The organism is Salinicola sp. V024 (assembly GCF_052645315.1).
Genome location: NZ_JBQXYB010000004.1, coordinates 335840 through 351075 on the forward strand (window position 1 = coordinate 335840; position 15236 = coordinate 351075).

General features: G+C 62.9%; 9 protein-coding genes. 7 read left to right on the forward strand and 2 right to left on the reverse strand.

Annotation, left to right across the window (positions count from 1 at the left end; genetic code table 11):
• Window positions 1-150: 150 nt before the first annotated feature.
• Entirely contained in the window at window positions 151-1503 is a 1353-nt protein-coding gene (locus tag ACUN9V_RS09200; RefSeq protein ID WP_445511170.1) for a replication-associated recombination protein A, read from the reverse strand.
• A gap of 363 nt (window positions 1504-1866) precedes the next feature.
• Here ACUN9V_RS09200 and ACUN9V_RS09205 point away from each other — a divergent pair, with 363 nt between their 5' ends.
• From ACUN9V_RS09205 to ACUN9V_RS09230, 6 genes are all read left to right on the forward strand, one after another.
• The gene (locus tag ACUN9V_RS09205) at window positions 1867-2409 is read left to right on the forward strand and encodes a hemerythrin domain-containing protein (protein ID WP_075562625.1); all 543 of its coding nucleotides are present in this window, start codon (window positions 1867-1869) and stop codon (window positions 2407-2409) included.
• A 214-nt stretch (window positions 2410-2623) separates the two neighbouring features.
• Window positions 2624-3535, forward strand: coding sequence for a glutamate racemase (murI, locus tag ACUN9V_RS09210; protein ID WP_445511171.1), 912 nt, complete (start codon window positions 2624-2626; stop codon window positions 3533-3535).
• A gap of 163 nt (window positions 3536-3698) precedes the next feature.
• Window positions 3699-4826, forward strand: coding sequence for a tRNA (uridine(54)-C5)-methyltransferase TrmA (gene trmA, locus ACUN9V_RS09215; protein ID WP_445511172.1), 1128 nt, complete (start codon window positions 3699-3701; stop codon window positions 4824-4826).
• 199 nt (window positions 4827-5025) lie between these two features.
• Window positions 5026-9846 (forward strand): NAD-glutamate dehydrogenase, encoded by a 4821-nt coding sequence (locus ACUN9V_RS09220; RefSeq protein WP_445511173.1) that lies wholly within the window; start codon window positions 5026-5028, stop codon window positions 9844-9846.
• Window positions 9847-10048: 202 nt separating this feature from the next.
• A complete protein-coding gene (locus ACUN9V_RS09225; RefSeq protein WP_445511174.1) occupies window positions 10049-11191 on the forward strand; it encodes a hypothetical protein in 1143 nt (380 codons plus the stop codon).
• Between the two features lie 138 nt (window positions 11192-11329).
• A complete protein-coding gene (locus ACUN9V_RS09230; RefSeq protein ID WP_445511175.1) occupies window positions 11330-12361 on the forward strand; it encodes a quinone-dependent dihydroorotate dehydrogenase in 1032 nt (343 codons plus the stop codon).
• A gap of 175 nt (window positions 12362-12536) precedes the next feature.
• Here ACUN9V_RS09230 and rmf read toward each other — a convergent pair whose 3' ends face one another.
• Complete coding sequence (gene rmf / locus ACUN9V_RS09235) at window positions 12537-12746, reverse strand: ribosome modulation factor (protein WP_075562540.1); 210 nt, start codon at window positions 12744-12746, stop codon at window positions 12537-12539.
• Between the two features lie 253 nt (window positions 12747-12999).
• Here rmf and rlmKL point away from each other — a divergent pair, with 253 nt between their 5' ends.
• Window positions 13000-15192: a bifunctional 23S rRNA (guanine(2069)-N(7))-methyltransferase RlmK/23S rRNA (guanine(2445)-N(2))-methyltransferase RlmL gene (rlmKL, locus tag ACUN9V_RS09240; protein ID WP_445511176.1), complete on the forward strand. Its 2193-nt coding sequence runs from the start codon at window positions 13000-13002 to the stop codon at window positions 15190-15192.
• The last annotated feature ends 44 nt before the right edge of the window (window positions 15193-15236 follow it).

A 15236-nucleotide genomic window follows, 5' to 3' on the forward strand; every position in this document is an offset into this window, starting at 1 on the left:
TGATTCGCCCCCGCCGTGGTTCTCACGTCGGGGGCGATTTTTTTCTGCAGCGGCAGCGGGCTCGGCCGAGCGGGCCGAGGGAGTTGGTTCCGCCAGGCAAGGGCGTCAATCAGAGTTCGGTAACCGGAACTCGTTGATTAGGGCCGGCGATCAGGCCTCGCCATCGGCCTGTCGATCCAGCTCCTCGCGCCACTCTTGCATCTGCTGGAAACGCTTTTCGTGGCCGAACTCGCTGGCGGCGTAGAAGTACGTTCTGGGCAGGTTCGGTGGCCAGCAGTCGTGGGCACTACCGGCCGGATAGCCGTTGGGCTCGCCATGAGCGTAGCGGTAGCCGTCACCATAGCCCAGCGACGCCATCAGCTTGGTAGGGGCGTTGCGCAGGTAGACCGGCACTTCGAGGTTGGGGTGTTCGGCGACGAACGCCTTGGCCTGGCTCCAGGCCTGATCGATGCGGTTGCTCTTCGGCGCGATCGCCAGGTGGATCGCGGCGTGGGCAATGGCGCGCTGGCCTTCGTAATCGCCGAGTCGCAGGTAGGCATCCCACGCCGCTATCACCAGCGGCAACGCGCGCGGGTCGGCATTGCCCACGTCTTCCGAGGCGATCGCCGCCAGACGTCTGACGACATCCAGCGGGTCGCCGCCACCGCTGATGAACTGGGCCATGTACAGAAGGGCGGCGTCGGGGCGCGAGGAGCGAATCGATTTGTGGATGGCCGACAGCAGGTCGTAATAGTGCTCCCCCTGCTTGTCGAAGGCGGCGGCCTGGTGGCCGATGACTTCGATCACCGCGTCGCGATCGAGATGCTCGCCGTGTTCGTCGGTCTTGACGAAATCGCAGGCGGTTTCGAGCAGGCCCAGGGCGCGCCGGGCGTCGCCGGAGGCCGCTCGCGCCAGGATCGAGAGCGTCTCGTCGCTGGCGCGGATGTTGCGCTGTCCAAGGCCCAGCGTCTCGTTGGCGAGGGCGCGCTTCAGCACCGTGATCAGCTCGTTGTCGTCGAGCGTCTTGAGCACGTAGACCCGTGCGCGGGAGAGCAGCGCCGAGTTGACCTCGAAGGAGGGATTTTCGGTGGTCGCGCCGATCAGCGTCAGCAAGCCCGATTCGACGTGCGGCAGCAGGGCGTCCTGCTGGCTCTTGTTGAGACGGTGAATCTCGTCGAGAAAGAGCAGGGTCTGGCGCTCGCGCATCTGTCCTTCTCGGGCGCGTTCGACCGCCGCGCGGATATCCTTGACCCCGGCCATGACAGCGGAGAGCTGCTCGAGCCGGGCGCCGGAGGCCTCGGCGAGGATTTCGGCCAGCGTCGTCTTGCCGACACCCGGCGGCCCCCACAGGATCATAGAGCGAACGCTCGCCGTCTCGGCCATGCGGCGTAGCGGTTTGCCGGGGCCGACCAGGGCCTGCTGGCCGACGTAGTCCTCCAGTCGGCGCGGTCGCATGCGGTAGGCGAGAGGCGCGCTATCCGGCTGGTTGTCGCCTCGCGAGGCATCGTCGGTGAAGAGATCCATGGCATCATCCAGGCTGGCTGAGGGCAACGAAACCGTACATTTCGCTACAGCGATTCAGACGTTAGGCGTAGAGCGTTTATTCGGAAAACCGCTAGGGTAGGAAATTCTAGCGTGCCGTTGGCGATAGGCCCAATGGCCCGTCGATCGAATTCGTTTCACGTGGGCTCCATGGCGCCGCCACGCTACTCTAGTCTGATATCTGGTTATTCTGGTATCACGCTATTGTTCTGACACCCAACGAGTCTGGAACTACACTTGGCTGGCAGTACGCTATTCTGGCATTGCGCCAACCTGGTGTTACATCAGGCTGACAAGGCAGCGTGATCAAGATCGCGCTTCCCGGACAGGAGTCTCACCATGCCCATGCTGACCCAATTGCGTCAGGACCATGCCAACATGGCGCGCCTGCTGCATGTGTTGCAACTCAAACACAAGACACTGGCCGCTGGAGATCGTCCCGATTTTCGGCTGATTCGGGAAGTGGTCGATTACATCCTCGACTACATGAATGGATTCACGATTCCCCTGGAGCGCATCTGCAGCGAACAGCTGGTGGCCAAGGAGTCGCACATCCATGAGCTGAGCAGTCGGCTGGCCGATGACTACCAGCATCTCCATCAGCAGTTGATGCAGCTGTCTCAGGATATCGACATGATCCTGATGGATGGCGTCATGCCGATGGACAAGTTTGCCGAAGATCTCCGCTCCTATCTCGAGGCGCATCGCGCCTATCTGCGCGCCGAACGCGAAGAGCTGTTCCCGCTGATCCGTGAGCACTTCGACGAGGAAGACCTGGCGCGCCTGGCCGAGGAGATGCCTGCCCAGGCCGGTGCCGAACTGGCGCGGCTGCAGGAGGCCTATCCGGAGCTGTACACCGAATTTCGCGAGGCTCCCTCTCCGCTGTAGTCGTTTTCGCTCCAGTCGTTTTCGCTTCAGTCGTGTTCGTTATAGTTGTTTTGGCTACAGTCGTTTTCGATGCTGCGCCCCGGGGTGGCAATCGCCCCGGCCGTCTGCCAGCACGAACGCACGATCTCCAGCCTCTCCTCACGACGACGATCGCCACTGCGCGATCGTCGTCGTTTGCGTAGAATATGGCGCTGATTCGACGCGCGAGGGCGGAATGGATCGATCGCATGAGACGCCGATTTCCCCGGCGATGGACAGGATTGATGCACTGATCTTCGACTCGGGCGTCGGCGGTATCTCCGTCAGCGCCGAGATTCGCCGACATCTGCCGCAGCTCTCGCTCGGCTACGTTTGTGACAACGCGGCGCTGCCGTACGGTACCCGTGAAGACGCCTGGCTGGTGGCGCGAATCGTCAGCGTCTGCGAACGCGCCTGCGAACATGCCCGGCCGCGCGCGCTGGTCATCGCCTGCAACACGGCCAGTACGCTGGCGCTGGACGCACTTCGCCAACGCCTGTCGATTCCGGTGATCGGTACCGTGCCGGCGATCAAGCCGGCCGCTGCAATGAGCGAGCATCGGATCATCGGATTACTGGCCACCAGCGCTACCGTTCATCGGCCTTATCTTGATCGGCTGATCGAGGAGTTCGCCGGCGATTGCCAGGTCGTGCGCGTGGCGGCGGACCCGCTGGTAATCGAGGCGGAGCGTCTGCTGCGGGGGCTGCCCATCGACGCCTCGGCACTGGCGGCCGCGATCGCGCCTTTGAGGGCCGAGGTGGGTCTCGACGTAGTGGTGCTGGGGTGCACCCATTTTCCGCTGTTGCGCGAGCCGCTCGAGGCTCTGTTGCCGAGGGGCGTTCGCTGGATCGACTCGGGCCAGGCCATTGCCAGACGCCTGAGTGCGGTGCTGTACGAACCTGGCGTCGCGGGCGATCGTGGCGGACTCCCGTGGCCCCCGGAGGTCTCAGGGCTCCCGGAGGCATCCGTCGCCGAGCCATCCGTCGCCGAGCCCGCGTCGGCCAGCTGGGCCACGGCTGCTTCGGCGGCGGGATTGGCCTTGGCGTTGGCACGATTCGGCTACGCGCCGCCGACGATGCTCGAGGTCGATTCACCGCCGTCAGGGTAGATTGCTCCAGATTTCATGTCTCGGTTTAGGCGCTCGTCTTTTCCGATACTGGGTTCGGGAATCGATTTTCGAGGGTTTCAAAGGCTTCTTTTTAAGAACGTATTTCCAAGAGCTTATTTTCAAGGACCTATCTTCAAGGACCTATCTTCCAAGGACTTATGGTGTGGTGATTTTCGATATAGACCCTTCCCGCTACGAGGCACAGCTCGAAGCCAAGCGCGAGCGAATCGAACGGCAGTTCGCCCGGTTCTCGCCGCCGACTCTGGAAGTCTTCGCGTCGCCGCCATCGCACTATCGCATGCGCGCCGAGTTTCGGATCTGGCACGAGGGAGATGATCTCTACTACGCCATGTTCGAGGCCGACCCCGATGCGCCCTTGCAGCGAGGCCGGGTCGCCCAGCGCGTCGTGCGGGTCGATCGCTTCCCGGTCGCCAGCGAGCGGATCAACGCCCTGATGCCGCAACTGCTGGACGCGATTCGCGACGAGCCGCTGATGCGTCGCAAGCTGTTCCAGGTCGAATTTCTCACCACGCTGAGCGGCGAGGCGCTGGTCACCATGATCTACCACAAGCCGCTGACCGAGAAGTGGGAGGCGCGCGCCCGCGAACTGCAGGCCCAGCTCGGCGTGTCGTTGATCGGGCGTTCCCGCAAGCAGCGTCTGGTGCTGGATCGGGACCACGTCTGGGAGCGACTGGAGGTGGATGGTCGCGAGTTTCGCTATCAGCAGGTCGAGAACAGCTTCACCCAGCCCAATGCCGAGATCTGCCGTTCGATGCTGCACTGGGCGCGAGACGTGACTCGTGAAGTGACACAGGAAAGCCAGGGCGATCTGGTCGAGCTCTACTGTGGCAACGGCAACTTCACGGTGGCGCTTGCAGAGAACTTTCGCCGCGTGGTCGCCACCGAAATTTCGCGGACCTCGGTCGCCTCCGCCCAGGCGAACCTCGAGGCCAATGCGATCGACAACGTGCACGTCGCCCGGATGCCGGCAGAGGAGTTCGCCCAGGCGCTGAGCGGGGAAAAGCAGGGTCGCCGAGTCACCGCCATGCAGCTCGACGAATGCCATTTCTCCACCGTGCTGGTCGACCCGCCGCGGGCCGGGCTTGACGCCGAAAGCTGCGAGCCGCTGATGCGTTATCAGCGTATCGTCTATATTTCCTGTAATCCCGATACACTGGCCGCCAATCTCGAACAGCTGAGCCAGACCCATCGCGTGACGCGAATGGCACTGTTTGACCAATTCCCGTGGACGGACCACTGTGAGTGCGGGGTGCTGCTCGAGCGTCGATAGCCGCCAAACCCGGCAATCAAACCTCGACGGCCGATATTGTCAATCGTTAGTGCTGTCGAGCAGGGTCGCCGCCGATGCATAACCGACATGCGTCATGACGAAGCTTCAATTGAGTGGGGCGCCGTGTGACGCTGACGTAAGCTCCCATCCTATTGAATGCGGCCGCCATATTGACGGTCGATGCCAGCCGAGGTGATAGATGCAACACGTCGCGATCGAGGGAAAAACGGAATTTCTGGAACAGCTGAAAGAAAAGCTGTCCAAGCGCCTCCCTGAAGACAAGGTCAAGCGGATCACGGCGTTCGCCGAGGATCTCTACGCCACTGCGCCCTTCGAGGAGGCCGCGGATCGGCAGCTCGATGACATCTACGGCGCCACACTGGCAGCCTGGCACTTCATGCGTACCTTCGATCCCGACGAGGCCAAGGTGCGGGTCTTCAACCCCAATTTCGAAGCGCATGGCTGGCAGTCGCCACACACCGTCGTCGCCGTGCTTCATCGCGACATGCCGTTTTTGGTCGACTCGGTGCGCATGGAGCTCAACCGCCGCGGGCTGACCCTGCACGCGATCCATAACGCGGTGCTGGCGGTCGAACGAGACGCGCGCCACCACGCCACGCGGATTACCGGCACTCGGGCTGAAAAGGCGCCGGAAGCGCGCGAGTCGATCATCCTGATCGAAGTCGACCGCCATACCGACAGCGATACGCTGATCGATCTGGAGCAGGGCCTGCGCGACGTGCTGCTCGACGTACGCACGGCCGTCGTCGACTTCGATCCGATGCGCGACAAGGCTCGCGAGATCATCGCCGAGCTGGAAAAACAGCGTTCGGAAAGGGTTGCCGAGGACGATCAGCAGGAGACCGTGGCGTTTCTCAAGTGGCTGCTGGACGAACACTTCACCTTTCTGGGCTATGCCGAGAGCCGTCAGGTCGGCAGTGGCAAGAAGGCCCATGGCGAGCGTGTCAGCGGTAGCGAGCTGGGTGTGCTGAAGCTCGACCAGCCGCGCTACCGGGAGCCGGTGCGCTTCGAGCAGGACAAGGGTTCCGCGCTGCTGCACTTCGCCAAGAGCGCCTATCATGCGCGCGTCCATCGTCCGACCTACCCGGACTACATTGCCATCACCCGGCATGACGCCAAGGGCAAGGCGATCGGCGAATGGCGTTTCTTCGGTCTCTTCACCTCGCTGGTCTACAACGAGTCGCCGCGCACGGTTCCGGTTCTGCGACGCAAGGTACAAGCGGTGATCGACGCCGCTGGCGTCAATCCCAAGGGCCACAACGGCAAGCTGCTGCTGCAGGTGCTGGAAGTGCACCCGCGCGACGACCTGTTCCAGAGCTCCACCGAGGAGCTCAGCCGGACCGCATTCGGCATCCTCAATATTCGTGAGCGCCGCCGCGTGCGTCTGTTCGTCCGCGAAGATCGTGCCGGTCAGTTCTACTCCTGCCTGGTCTTCGTGCCGCGTGATATCTTTTCCACCGATCTGCGCCTGCGCATTCAGAATCTGCTGTGCGAAGAGCTCGACGCGACCTTCGCCGACTTCAACCCGTACCTCTCCGAGTCGATTCTGGCGCGGATCCAGTTCACGTTGCGCTTCAATGGCGACAAGCCTGTGGCCTTCGACGGCCGCGCGCTGGAGAAAAAGATCATCAATCTGGCGCGCAACTGGCGCGAGGAGCTGCACGGCGCGCTGATCGAAAGCCTCGGCGAGGAGGCCGGCAACCGCCGGGTCCAGACCTTCCGTGACGCCTTCCCCGGCAGCTATCGCGACGACTTCGCGGCACGCACCGCCGCCAATGACATCCGTCATCTCGAGGCGCTCGACGACGGCGCGCCGATCGGCGTCAGCCTCTATCATCTGGCCGAGAGTGCGGCGGAGAGCGTCAATCTCAAGCTCTACCATCTCGAGACGCCGATTCCGCTCTCGGACATGCTGCCGGTGCTCGAGAATCTGGGGCTGCGCGTCATCAGCGAGCGGCCCTATCGCATCGCCACCGAACACCAGACCTACTGGATCCACGATTTCACCTTTGAATATCGTGGCGTGGGCGAGGTCGATCTGCGCGACATGCGCGACAACTTCATCGATGCGTTCACCCGGATCTGGGTCGGCGATGCCGAGAACGATCGTTACAACCGGCTGATCATCGGCGCCGATCTGGACTGGCGCCAGGTGGCGGTGCTGCGCGCCTATGCGCACTACATGAAGCAGCTGCGGATCGGGCTGTCGCAGGCCTACATCGCCAGCACGCTGGCTGCCCATGCCGATATCACCCGGGGTCTGACGCGGCTGTTCTCGCTGCGGTTCTCGCCGGAAACGACCAAGCAGCGCGACGAACAGTGCCAGGCCTGCATCGACGAGCTCAACGCGATGCTCGATCAGGTGGCCAGCCTCAACGACGACCTGCTGCTGCGCCGCTACGTCGATCTGATCCAGGCGACCGTGCGGACCAACTTCTTCCAGCCGGGCGAAGACGGCAGTACCAAGGCCTACATCTCGTTCAAGCTGGAGCCGAGCAAGGTGCCGGGCATGCCCAAGCCGCGGCCGATGTTCGAAGTCTTCGTCTACTCGCCGCGGATGGAAGGCGTACACCTGCGCGGCGGCAAGGTCGCTCGCGGGGGCTTGCGCTGGTCGGATCGCAACGAGGATTTCCGCACCGAGATTCTGGGGCTGATGAAAGCGCAGCAGGTCAAGAACTCGGTCATCGTTCCGGTCGGCGCCAAGGGTGGGTTCATCTGCAAGCGGATGCCGGAAAATGCCGACCGCGATGCTATCCAGGCCGAAGGAATCGAATGCTACCGGACGCTGATCCGGGGCCTACTGGATCTCACCGACAATCTCGACGGCACCACCGTGGTACCGCCGCTTAGCGTCGTCCGTCACGATCCGGATGACCCGTATCTGGTGGTGGCGGCCGACAAGGGCACGGCGACGTTTTCCGACTATGCCAACGCGATCTCGATCGAGTATGACTTCTGGCTGCGCGACGCCTTCGCCTCCGGCGGGGCCCAGGGTTATGACCACAAGGGCATGGCGATCACCGCGCGCGGTGCCTGGGAGTCGGTCAAGCGCCATTTCCGGGAGATGGGCCTGAACACCCAGGAAGATACCTTCAGCGTACTGGGTATCGGCGACATGGCCGGCGATGTCTTCGGTAACGGCATGCTGCTGTCCGACAAGATTCAGCTGGTCGGGGCCTTCAACCACCGCCATATCTTCGTCGACCCCAAGCCGGATGCCGCCAAGTCCTTTGCCGAGCGCAAGCGCCTGTTCGCATTGCCGCGGTCGAGCTGGTCGGATTACGACGACAAGACGATCTCCGAAGGTGGCGGCATCTTCTCCCGCGATGCCAAGTCGATTCCTGTCTCCGCGGCAATGAAAAAGGTCTTCGGCATCAAGGCCGACAAGCTGTCGCCGAACGATCTGATCAACGCGATGCTCAAGTCGAAGGTCGACCTGGTCTGGAACGGCGGCATCGGCACCTACGTCAAGGCAGCCAGCGAGAGCCATGCGGATGTCGGCGACAAGGCCAACGACGGGTTGCGGATCGATGGCCGGGATCTCAACTGCCGTGTGGTCGGCGAGGGTGGCAACCTGGGTCTGACCCAGCGTGGACGCATGGAAGCGGCGGAGAAGGGCATCCGCGTCAATACCGATTTCATCGACAATGCCGGCGGCGTCAACTGCTCGGACCACGAGGTCAACATCAAGATCCTGCTGGACGGTATCGTTCAGCGCGGCGACATGACCGAGAAACAGCGCAACCAGCTGCTGGTCGAGATGACCGAGGAGGTCGGCGAGCTGGTCGTGCGCGACAACTATCGCCAGACCCAGGCGCTGTCGCTCTCCGAACTGCAGTCCAAGGAGGGGCTTGGCCCGTATCGTCGCTTCATCAACGAGCTCGAAGCGGCCGGCAGTCTCGATCGTGAACTTGAGTTCCTGCCCAGCGACGAACAGCTGATCGAGCGCAGCAATGCGGATGGCGGCTTGACCCTGCCGGAGCTCAGCGTGCTGATCTCCTACGCCAAGAGTACGCTCAAGAGCGATCTGATCGCCGCCGAGCTGCCGGCGGACCCGCAGTTGCAGCAGCACGTGACGAAGGCGTTTCCCGCCACCCTGTCGGAGCGCTACCCGGACGATCTCTACCAGCACCGCCTCAAGCGCGAGATCGTCGCGACCCAGATCGCCAACGACCTGGTCGACCACATGGGTATCACTTTCGTGCGCCAGCTGCGCGACTCCACCGGCGCCTCGCGAGTGGAGATCGCTCAGGCCTACGTGATTGCGCGCGACAGCTTCGGGTTCAATCAGCTGTGGGAGCAGATCGAAGCGCTGGATCATCGTGTCGAGAGTCAGACGCAGTACGCCATGATGCTCGACCTGATGCGCCTGCTGCGCCGCGCGACGCGCTGGTTTCTGCGTCACCGAGGCTCGCTCAGCATCAAGGAGTGTGTCGAGCAGTACGCGCCCCAGCTGGCACAGTTGCAGGAAGATATCGGCAATCGCCTCAATGGCGACGAGCGGGAAGCCTGGGCCAAGCGCTGCGAAGCGCTGGTCGAGGCCAAGGTGCCGGAAGCGTTGGCGTCGATCGTTGCCGCGGCGTCCAATCTGTACGCCGGACTCGGGATCATTCGCGCCGCCCGCACCAGTGGCGATAAAATCCAGCGGGTTGCCGAGACCTATTACGCCATCGGTCAGCGTCTGGAGCTGCCGTGGGTGATGCAGCAGATCAATAGCCTCGAGGTGCGCGATAGCTGGCAGGCCCAGGCGCGGGAGACCTTCCGAGACGATCTGGATCGTCAGCAGTTGGCATTGACGGTGAAAGTGCTGGGCATGACGGATGCGCCGCGTGAGGTCGAGCCGCGTGTCGAACATTGGCAGGAACAGCACTCGCCGCTGCTCGAGCGCTGGAATGCGTTGCTGGCCGAGATCGGAACGGGCGCATCGATCAGCTTCCCGCTGGTGGCAGTGGCGATCCGCGAGCTGGTCGACCTTGCCGAGAGTGAAAGCGAGGGATAAGGTGGCGACAGGCAGGCGGGCGGCAAGGCCGCCCGCTCTGGATGATCGTGACGAGCAACAGCGATGTTGCTCGCTGCGCGTCAGGCCACAGGTTTTCTGGTAGCAAGACGACAAGACGTCTGTCGGCAGCCTTTTAAGGTGCGTCGGTAGGCGTCTCTGTTATGCTTTGCTCCGATTCGGTCGCAGAATGCAGAGAGGCCCCATGAAGTATCGCGTATTGTCCACTTTATTCGTGGCGTTGAGCCTGGCGGGCGCCAGCACTCAGGTTCTGGCTCAGAGCGAAGCATTGAAGGATGCTCAGGAAGCGGCCAGCAAGGTCGATCTGACCCACTTTTTTAAATCCGATTCCGATGCGCGCAGCCGCAGCTTCTTCTTCGGGGGTCTCCACCAGCATCCGTTCACGGTCGACGAGGCGGGACGCTATCGGTTCACCAGTTCGACGCTGCCGGGGGAGTCCGACGATTACAAGATCTCGGCCAAACTTGTGGACAGCAACGGCAAGGTGTTGACCAGCGGTTCGGGATTGGGCTCCACCGGGGGGCTCGAGCTGACGCAGGAACTCGAGCCGGGTGATTACTCGCTGCAGGTTTCCGGACAGAAGTTCGGGACCACCAAGACGGGCGGGAACAGTTTCAACGTCGACGTCGCGAGACTGGATGCCAGCGGCAACGTGGTCGGCAGCGATGATGGCGGGGTCGACAACGGCGGCGGCATCATGTTCGGCGGGCCTGGCCCCAGCGGCCGGACCACGGCGTTCGTCGACGAAGGCGACCAGGTTGCGACCTTGAGCGCGCCGGGACGTAAGGCGGCCAGCAGCGTCAGCGCCAGCGGCGCGGCTTCCCAAGGCGCTTCGACAGGGCAGCGCAGTTCGACTGGGCAGGGTGGTTCGGTAGGACAGGATGACGCCACCTTCGGCACCACCAACACCGGCACGGCGGCAAAACCGAGCTCTGCGACAGATGCCTCAAGCGCCTCCGAGAGCAGTAGGGCCCGCAACAACCAGCCGGACTTGCCCGATGCTTTCGACGAGATCGTGGCTGATATCGAGATTCGCCAGGAAGGCCAAGTGTTGAGCTTTGATGTCGTCGACCGGGGCACAGTCTCGATCGCCAGCTCGACGTTCCCTGGCAACGAAGGCACGTATCGCCTCCAGGCCAAGGTTCTCGATGCCGACGGTAATACGGTGGCTAGCGACGAGGGCTCTCTTGCCGACGGCGATTTCGATATCGAGAGCGTACTGCAGCCGGGTCGCTATCGCGTCTGGGTCAAGGGACAGCGGTTCGGTTCAGCCATGAACGGCGCCAACAACTACACCTTGCGCGTTCAGCAACTCGACACGCAATAACGGCTCGCGCCATGACACGGCCCGGTGCATCGTCGCCGGGCCTTGTCGTTGCTGGGCGTCGAATTCGTGTCGCCGCGTCGAGTTGGGATATACTCGCCCGCCGCTACTGCCCCCTTTTGTTACCGACGAGATTTTTCCATGTACGCCCTCGTTCGCTCCCTGTTGTTTCGGTTAGAACCCGAGACCGCTCATCGACTCACGCTGACCGCGCTGGATACCGCGCATCGGGCGCGTCTGACCAGTATGCTGGGCGATGCCTACGTGGCGTCGGCCTCCACCGAGCTGATGGGGCTGGCGTTTCCGAATCGGGTCGGACTGGCAGCGGGCCTGGACAAGAATGCCGACCATCTGGACGCCCTCGGGGCGCTGGGCTTCGGTTTTGTCGAAGTCGGTACGGTGACCCCCAAGCCGCAGCAGGGCAATCCCAGGCCGCGTCTGTTTCGATTGGCCGGGCCGCAGGCGATCATCAACCGGATGGGGTTCAACAACGCCGGCGTCGACCATCTGGTCGCCAATGTGCGGAAGAGCCGCTACAACGGTGTCATCGGCATCAACATCGGCAAGAATCTGACGACACCGGTCGAGCGCGCAGTGGATGACTACGTGACCTGCCTGCGCAAGGCCCATGGCGCTGCGCACTACGTGACAGTGAATATCTCCTCACCCAACACGCCGGGGCTGCGCAATCTTCAGTTCGGTGATCATCTCGACGGCCTGCTCGGGGCGCTGAAGACCGAGGCGTCCAGGCTCGATGCTGAAACCGGCCGTCGCGTGCCGCTGGCGGTCAAGATTGCCCCGGACATGACCCGAGACGAGATCGCCCTGGTGGCGGAGACGCTCCAGGCCAACGACATCGACGGCGTCATCGCGACCAATACCACGGTGTCGCGGGAGCACGTGACGGGCATGCCGCACGCCCACGAGGCGGGAGGATTGTCGGGCGCGCCGCTGTTCGCGAGTTCGACGGCGGTGGTCCGGGAATTGAGGCGCCTGTTGCCGACGATGCCGATCATCGGTGCGGGCGGTATCGACAGCGGCGTTCGGGCGAGCGAAAAATGTCAGGCCGGGGCCGATCTGGTCCAGCTCTATACCGGTTTCATCTATCGCGGTCCCGAATTGATCGGCGAGTGCGTACGGGCGACCCAGAAAGACGACCGCCAGCCAGCGTGAGCCCCGGGCGAATACGTTCGACGGCAAGCGCACTGCGATGATGAGAGCGTTTTAAGAGCGAGACGGGTAGGAGTACGCGGTAAGGCGGTGAATGAGACGACCGACTCGAGCCAAAAAGCGGGCAATAAAAAGGCCCGCCAGTAGCGAGCCTTGATCATGCCGAGGTAAGCGGCAGCTACGTCATCACCGCGGGGTTCTTGTGGATACCCGAAACGCCTGTCATTCCGGCCCACTGGTCTCCGCGACCCTCACGCCATCCGCTCATCCAGTTTTCACGCAGATTCACTTCCTGGCTGGGACACTCATCGCGTGAGCGACCGACGATGCCAGCCTTGTAGCCGTGGAGAAATGCCCGCTGGTTGCGATCACGTTTCTGTCGTTTCATCGTGTAGTAGCCTCTTGTCTGAACAAGTGCATCTCCTGGGAAAAACCACAGCCAGTCGATCGGCACAAGGCCAAATTCGACAGGCTGCCCGCGAAAACGTCCGGACAGGCAAACCGCATGCGTTGTTTCGTAGCTACGACTGTCATCTTTAGTCGAAATGAGAAACGATGTCGATAGGCGTTTTGTCATAAAGCCTTTTCTTTACTGCCTCCAAGGGAATATGACCGCTATACACGGGTCCGATGATGCCGCCATGAAGGACGATAACTTGCTGTTAAATCTCTACATCACCTGCCCTTGGGGTATCGAGTCCCTGCTGGCCGACGAAGTCGCGACTCTGGGAGCCGAGATACAAAAAACTACGGTCGCCGGTCTCCACGCGAGCGCCGACCGGGCCACTGCCTATCGCATCTGCCTGTGGTCACGCCTGGCCAATCGGGTGATCGTGACATTGGGGCGGGAAACCGGTTGCGAGGAGCCCGCGGCGATCGTCGAAGCGGTCAGATCCCAGCCGTGGGCCAAGATGCTGAAGCCCGGGCAGACCCTGGCCGTGGATTTTCATGGTCAGTCTGCCGCCATTCGCCATACACGCTTCGGCGCGCAGGTAGTCAAGGATGGCCTGGTGGAAGCACTGCTCGCGGCGGGCTGGGAGAGGCCCTCCATCGATCCGCGAGAGGCGGACGTGCGCCTTTATGCCCATCTGCACAAGGGCCAGCTGCTGGTCGGTATCGATCTGGTGGGTGCGAGCCTTCACCAGCGCGGCTACCGGCGCGACGCCGGGCACGCTCCGCTGAAGGAGAACCTGGCGGCGGCGCTGCTGGTCCGGGCCGACTGGCCAGCGCGTGCCAAGCGCGGAGAGCCGTTGCTCGACCCAATGTGCGGGGCAGGTACGCTGTTGATCGAAGCGGCGATGATGGCCGCAGACATAGCCCCCCAGTTGAGCCGTGAACGCTTCGCTCTGGAAACGCTGGCTGATTTCGACGCCGAAATCTGGCATACGCTGCGTCGCGAGGCCCAGGCACGCGCCGATGTCGGCCGGCGTGGGGCACGCTCGCATCTGTTCGGTCTGGACCAGAGCCCGCAGGCGATCGGTGCCGCCAGAAGCAACGCCATGCGTGCCGGCATCCCGGCGTTGATCACGCTGAATGGCGGCTCGGTGAAGTCGCTCGAGCGCCCGCAAGCGGCGGATGGCAGTGAAACCTTGCAGACGGGGCTGATCGTGACCAATCCGCCCTACGGCGAACGCCTGGGGGAGCTCCCCGAACTGGTCGCTCTTTACAGCGATCTGGGCGAACGCATGCGCCAGCAGTTCCCGGGCTGGCAGTTGGCGCTGTTCACCGGCAATCCGGATCTGGGCCATCGGCTCGGGCTGCGAGCCCACAAGCAGTATGCGTTCAAGAATGGCCCGCTCGACTGCAAGCTGCTGCTGATCGACATCGACGAACGGGATCCCGCCGAAGCCGAGGAGTCGCGATCTCGGCCGGTGCCCAAGGAAGCGCCGCTGAGCGAGGGCGCGCAGATGTTCGCCAATCGGCTGCAGAAGAACCGCAAGCGGTTGAACAAGTGGCTCAAGAAGTCCGGCGAATCCTGCTACCGGCTTTATGACGCCGACATGCCGGAATATGCCTTGGCCATCGATGTCTATGGCCACCAGATCCACGTGCAGGAGTACGCGGCACCCAAATCGGTCGACCCGAGCAAGGCGCAGCGTCGTCTGATGGACGCGTTGAGCGCCATCCCCGTGGCCATGGACGTGCGGCCCGAGCAGATTCACTACAAGCAGCGCGAGCGTCAGAGCGGCAAGGCGCAGTATCGCAAGCAGGCCAATAGCGGCGACCGCTTCGTGGTCGAGGAGGGCGGCGCCAGACTGTGGGTCAATCTCAAGGACTATCTGGATACCGGGCTGTTTCTGGATCACCGCCCGGTGCGTCGTCTGCTCGGCGAGAAGGCCAAAGGCAAACGCTTCCTCAACCTGTTCTGCTATACCGCCACGGCCAGCGTTCACGCGGCGCTGGGCGGGGCCAGCGACAGTATCAGCGTCGATCTGTCGAACACCTACCTGGAGTGGGCGCGAGACAACTTCACGCTTAACAAGCTCGATCCGAGCCGTCACCGGGTCGTGCGCGACGACTGCCTGCGCTGGCTCGAGACTGCCGGCAGCGAGTTCGACCTGATCTTCATGGATCCGCCGACGTTCTCGAACTCCAAGAAGATGGAGGGGACGCTGGATATCCAGCGCGACCATGCCCGACTGATCGAACTGGCCATGGCCCGTCTGGCGCCGGCCGGGGAGCTGATCTTCTCCAACAACCAGCAGCGTTTCCGGCTGGACGACGAAGTGGTATCACGCTATCGCGTCGAGGAGATCACCGCCCAGACCTACGATCCGGACTTCACCCGACGTGCCAATCTGCATCACTGTTTTCGCATTCGGCACGCCGGCTAGCCGACGAATCCGACCTCCGCGGCGACGGAGGTCGCGCGAGGTCT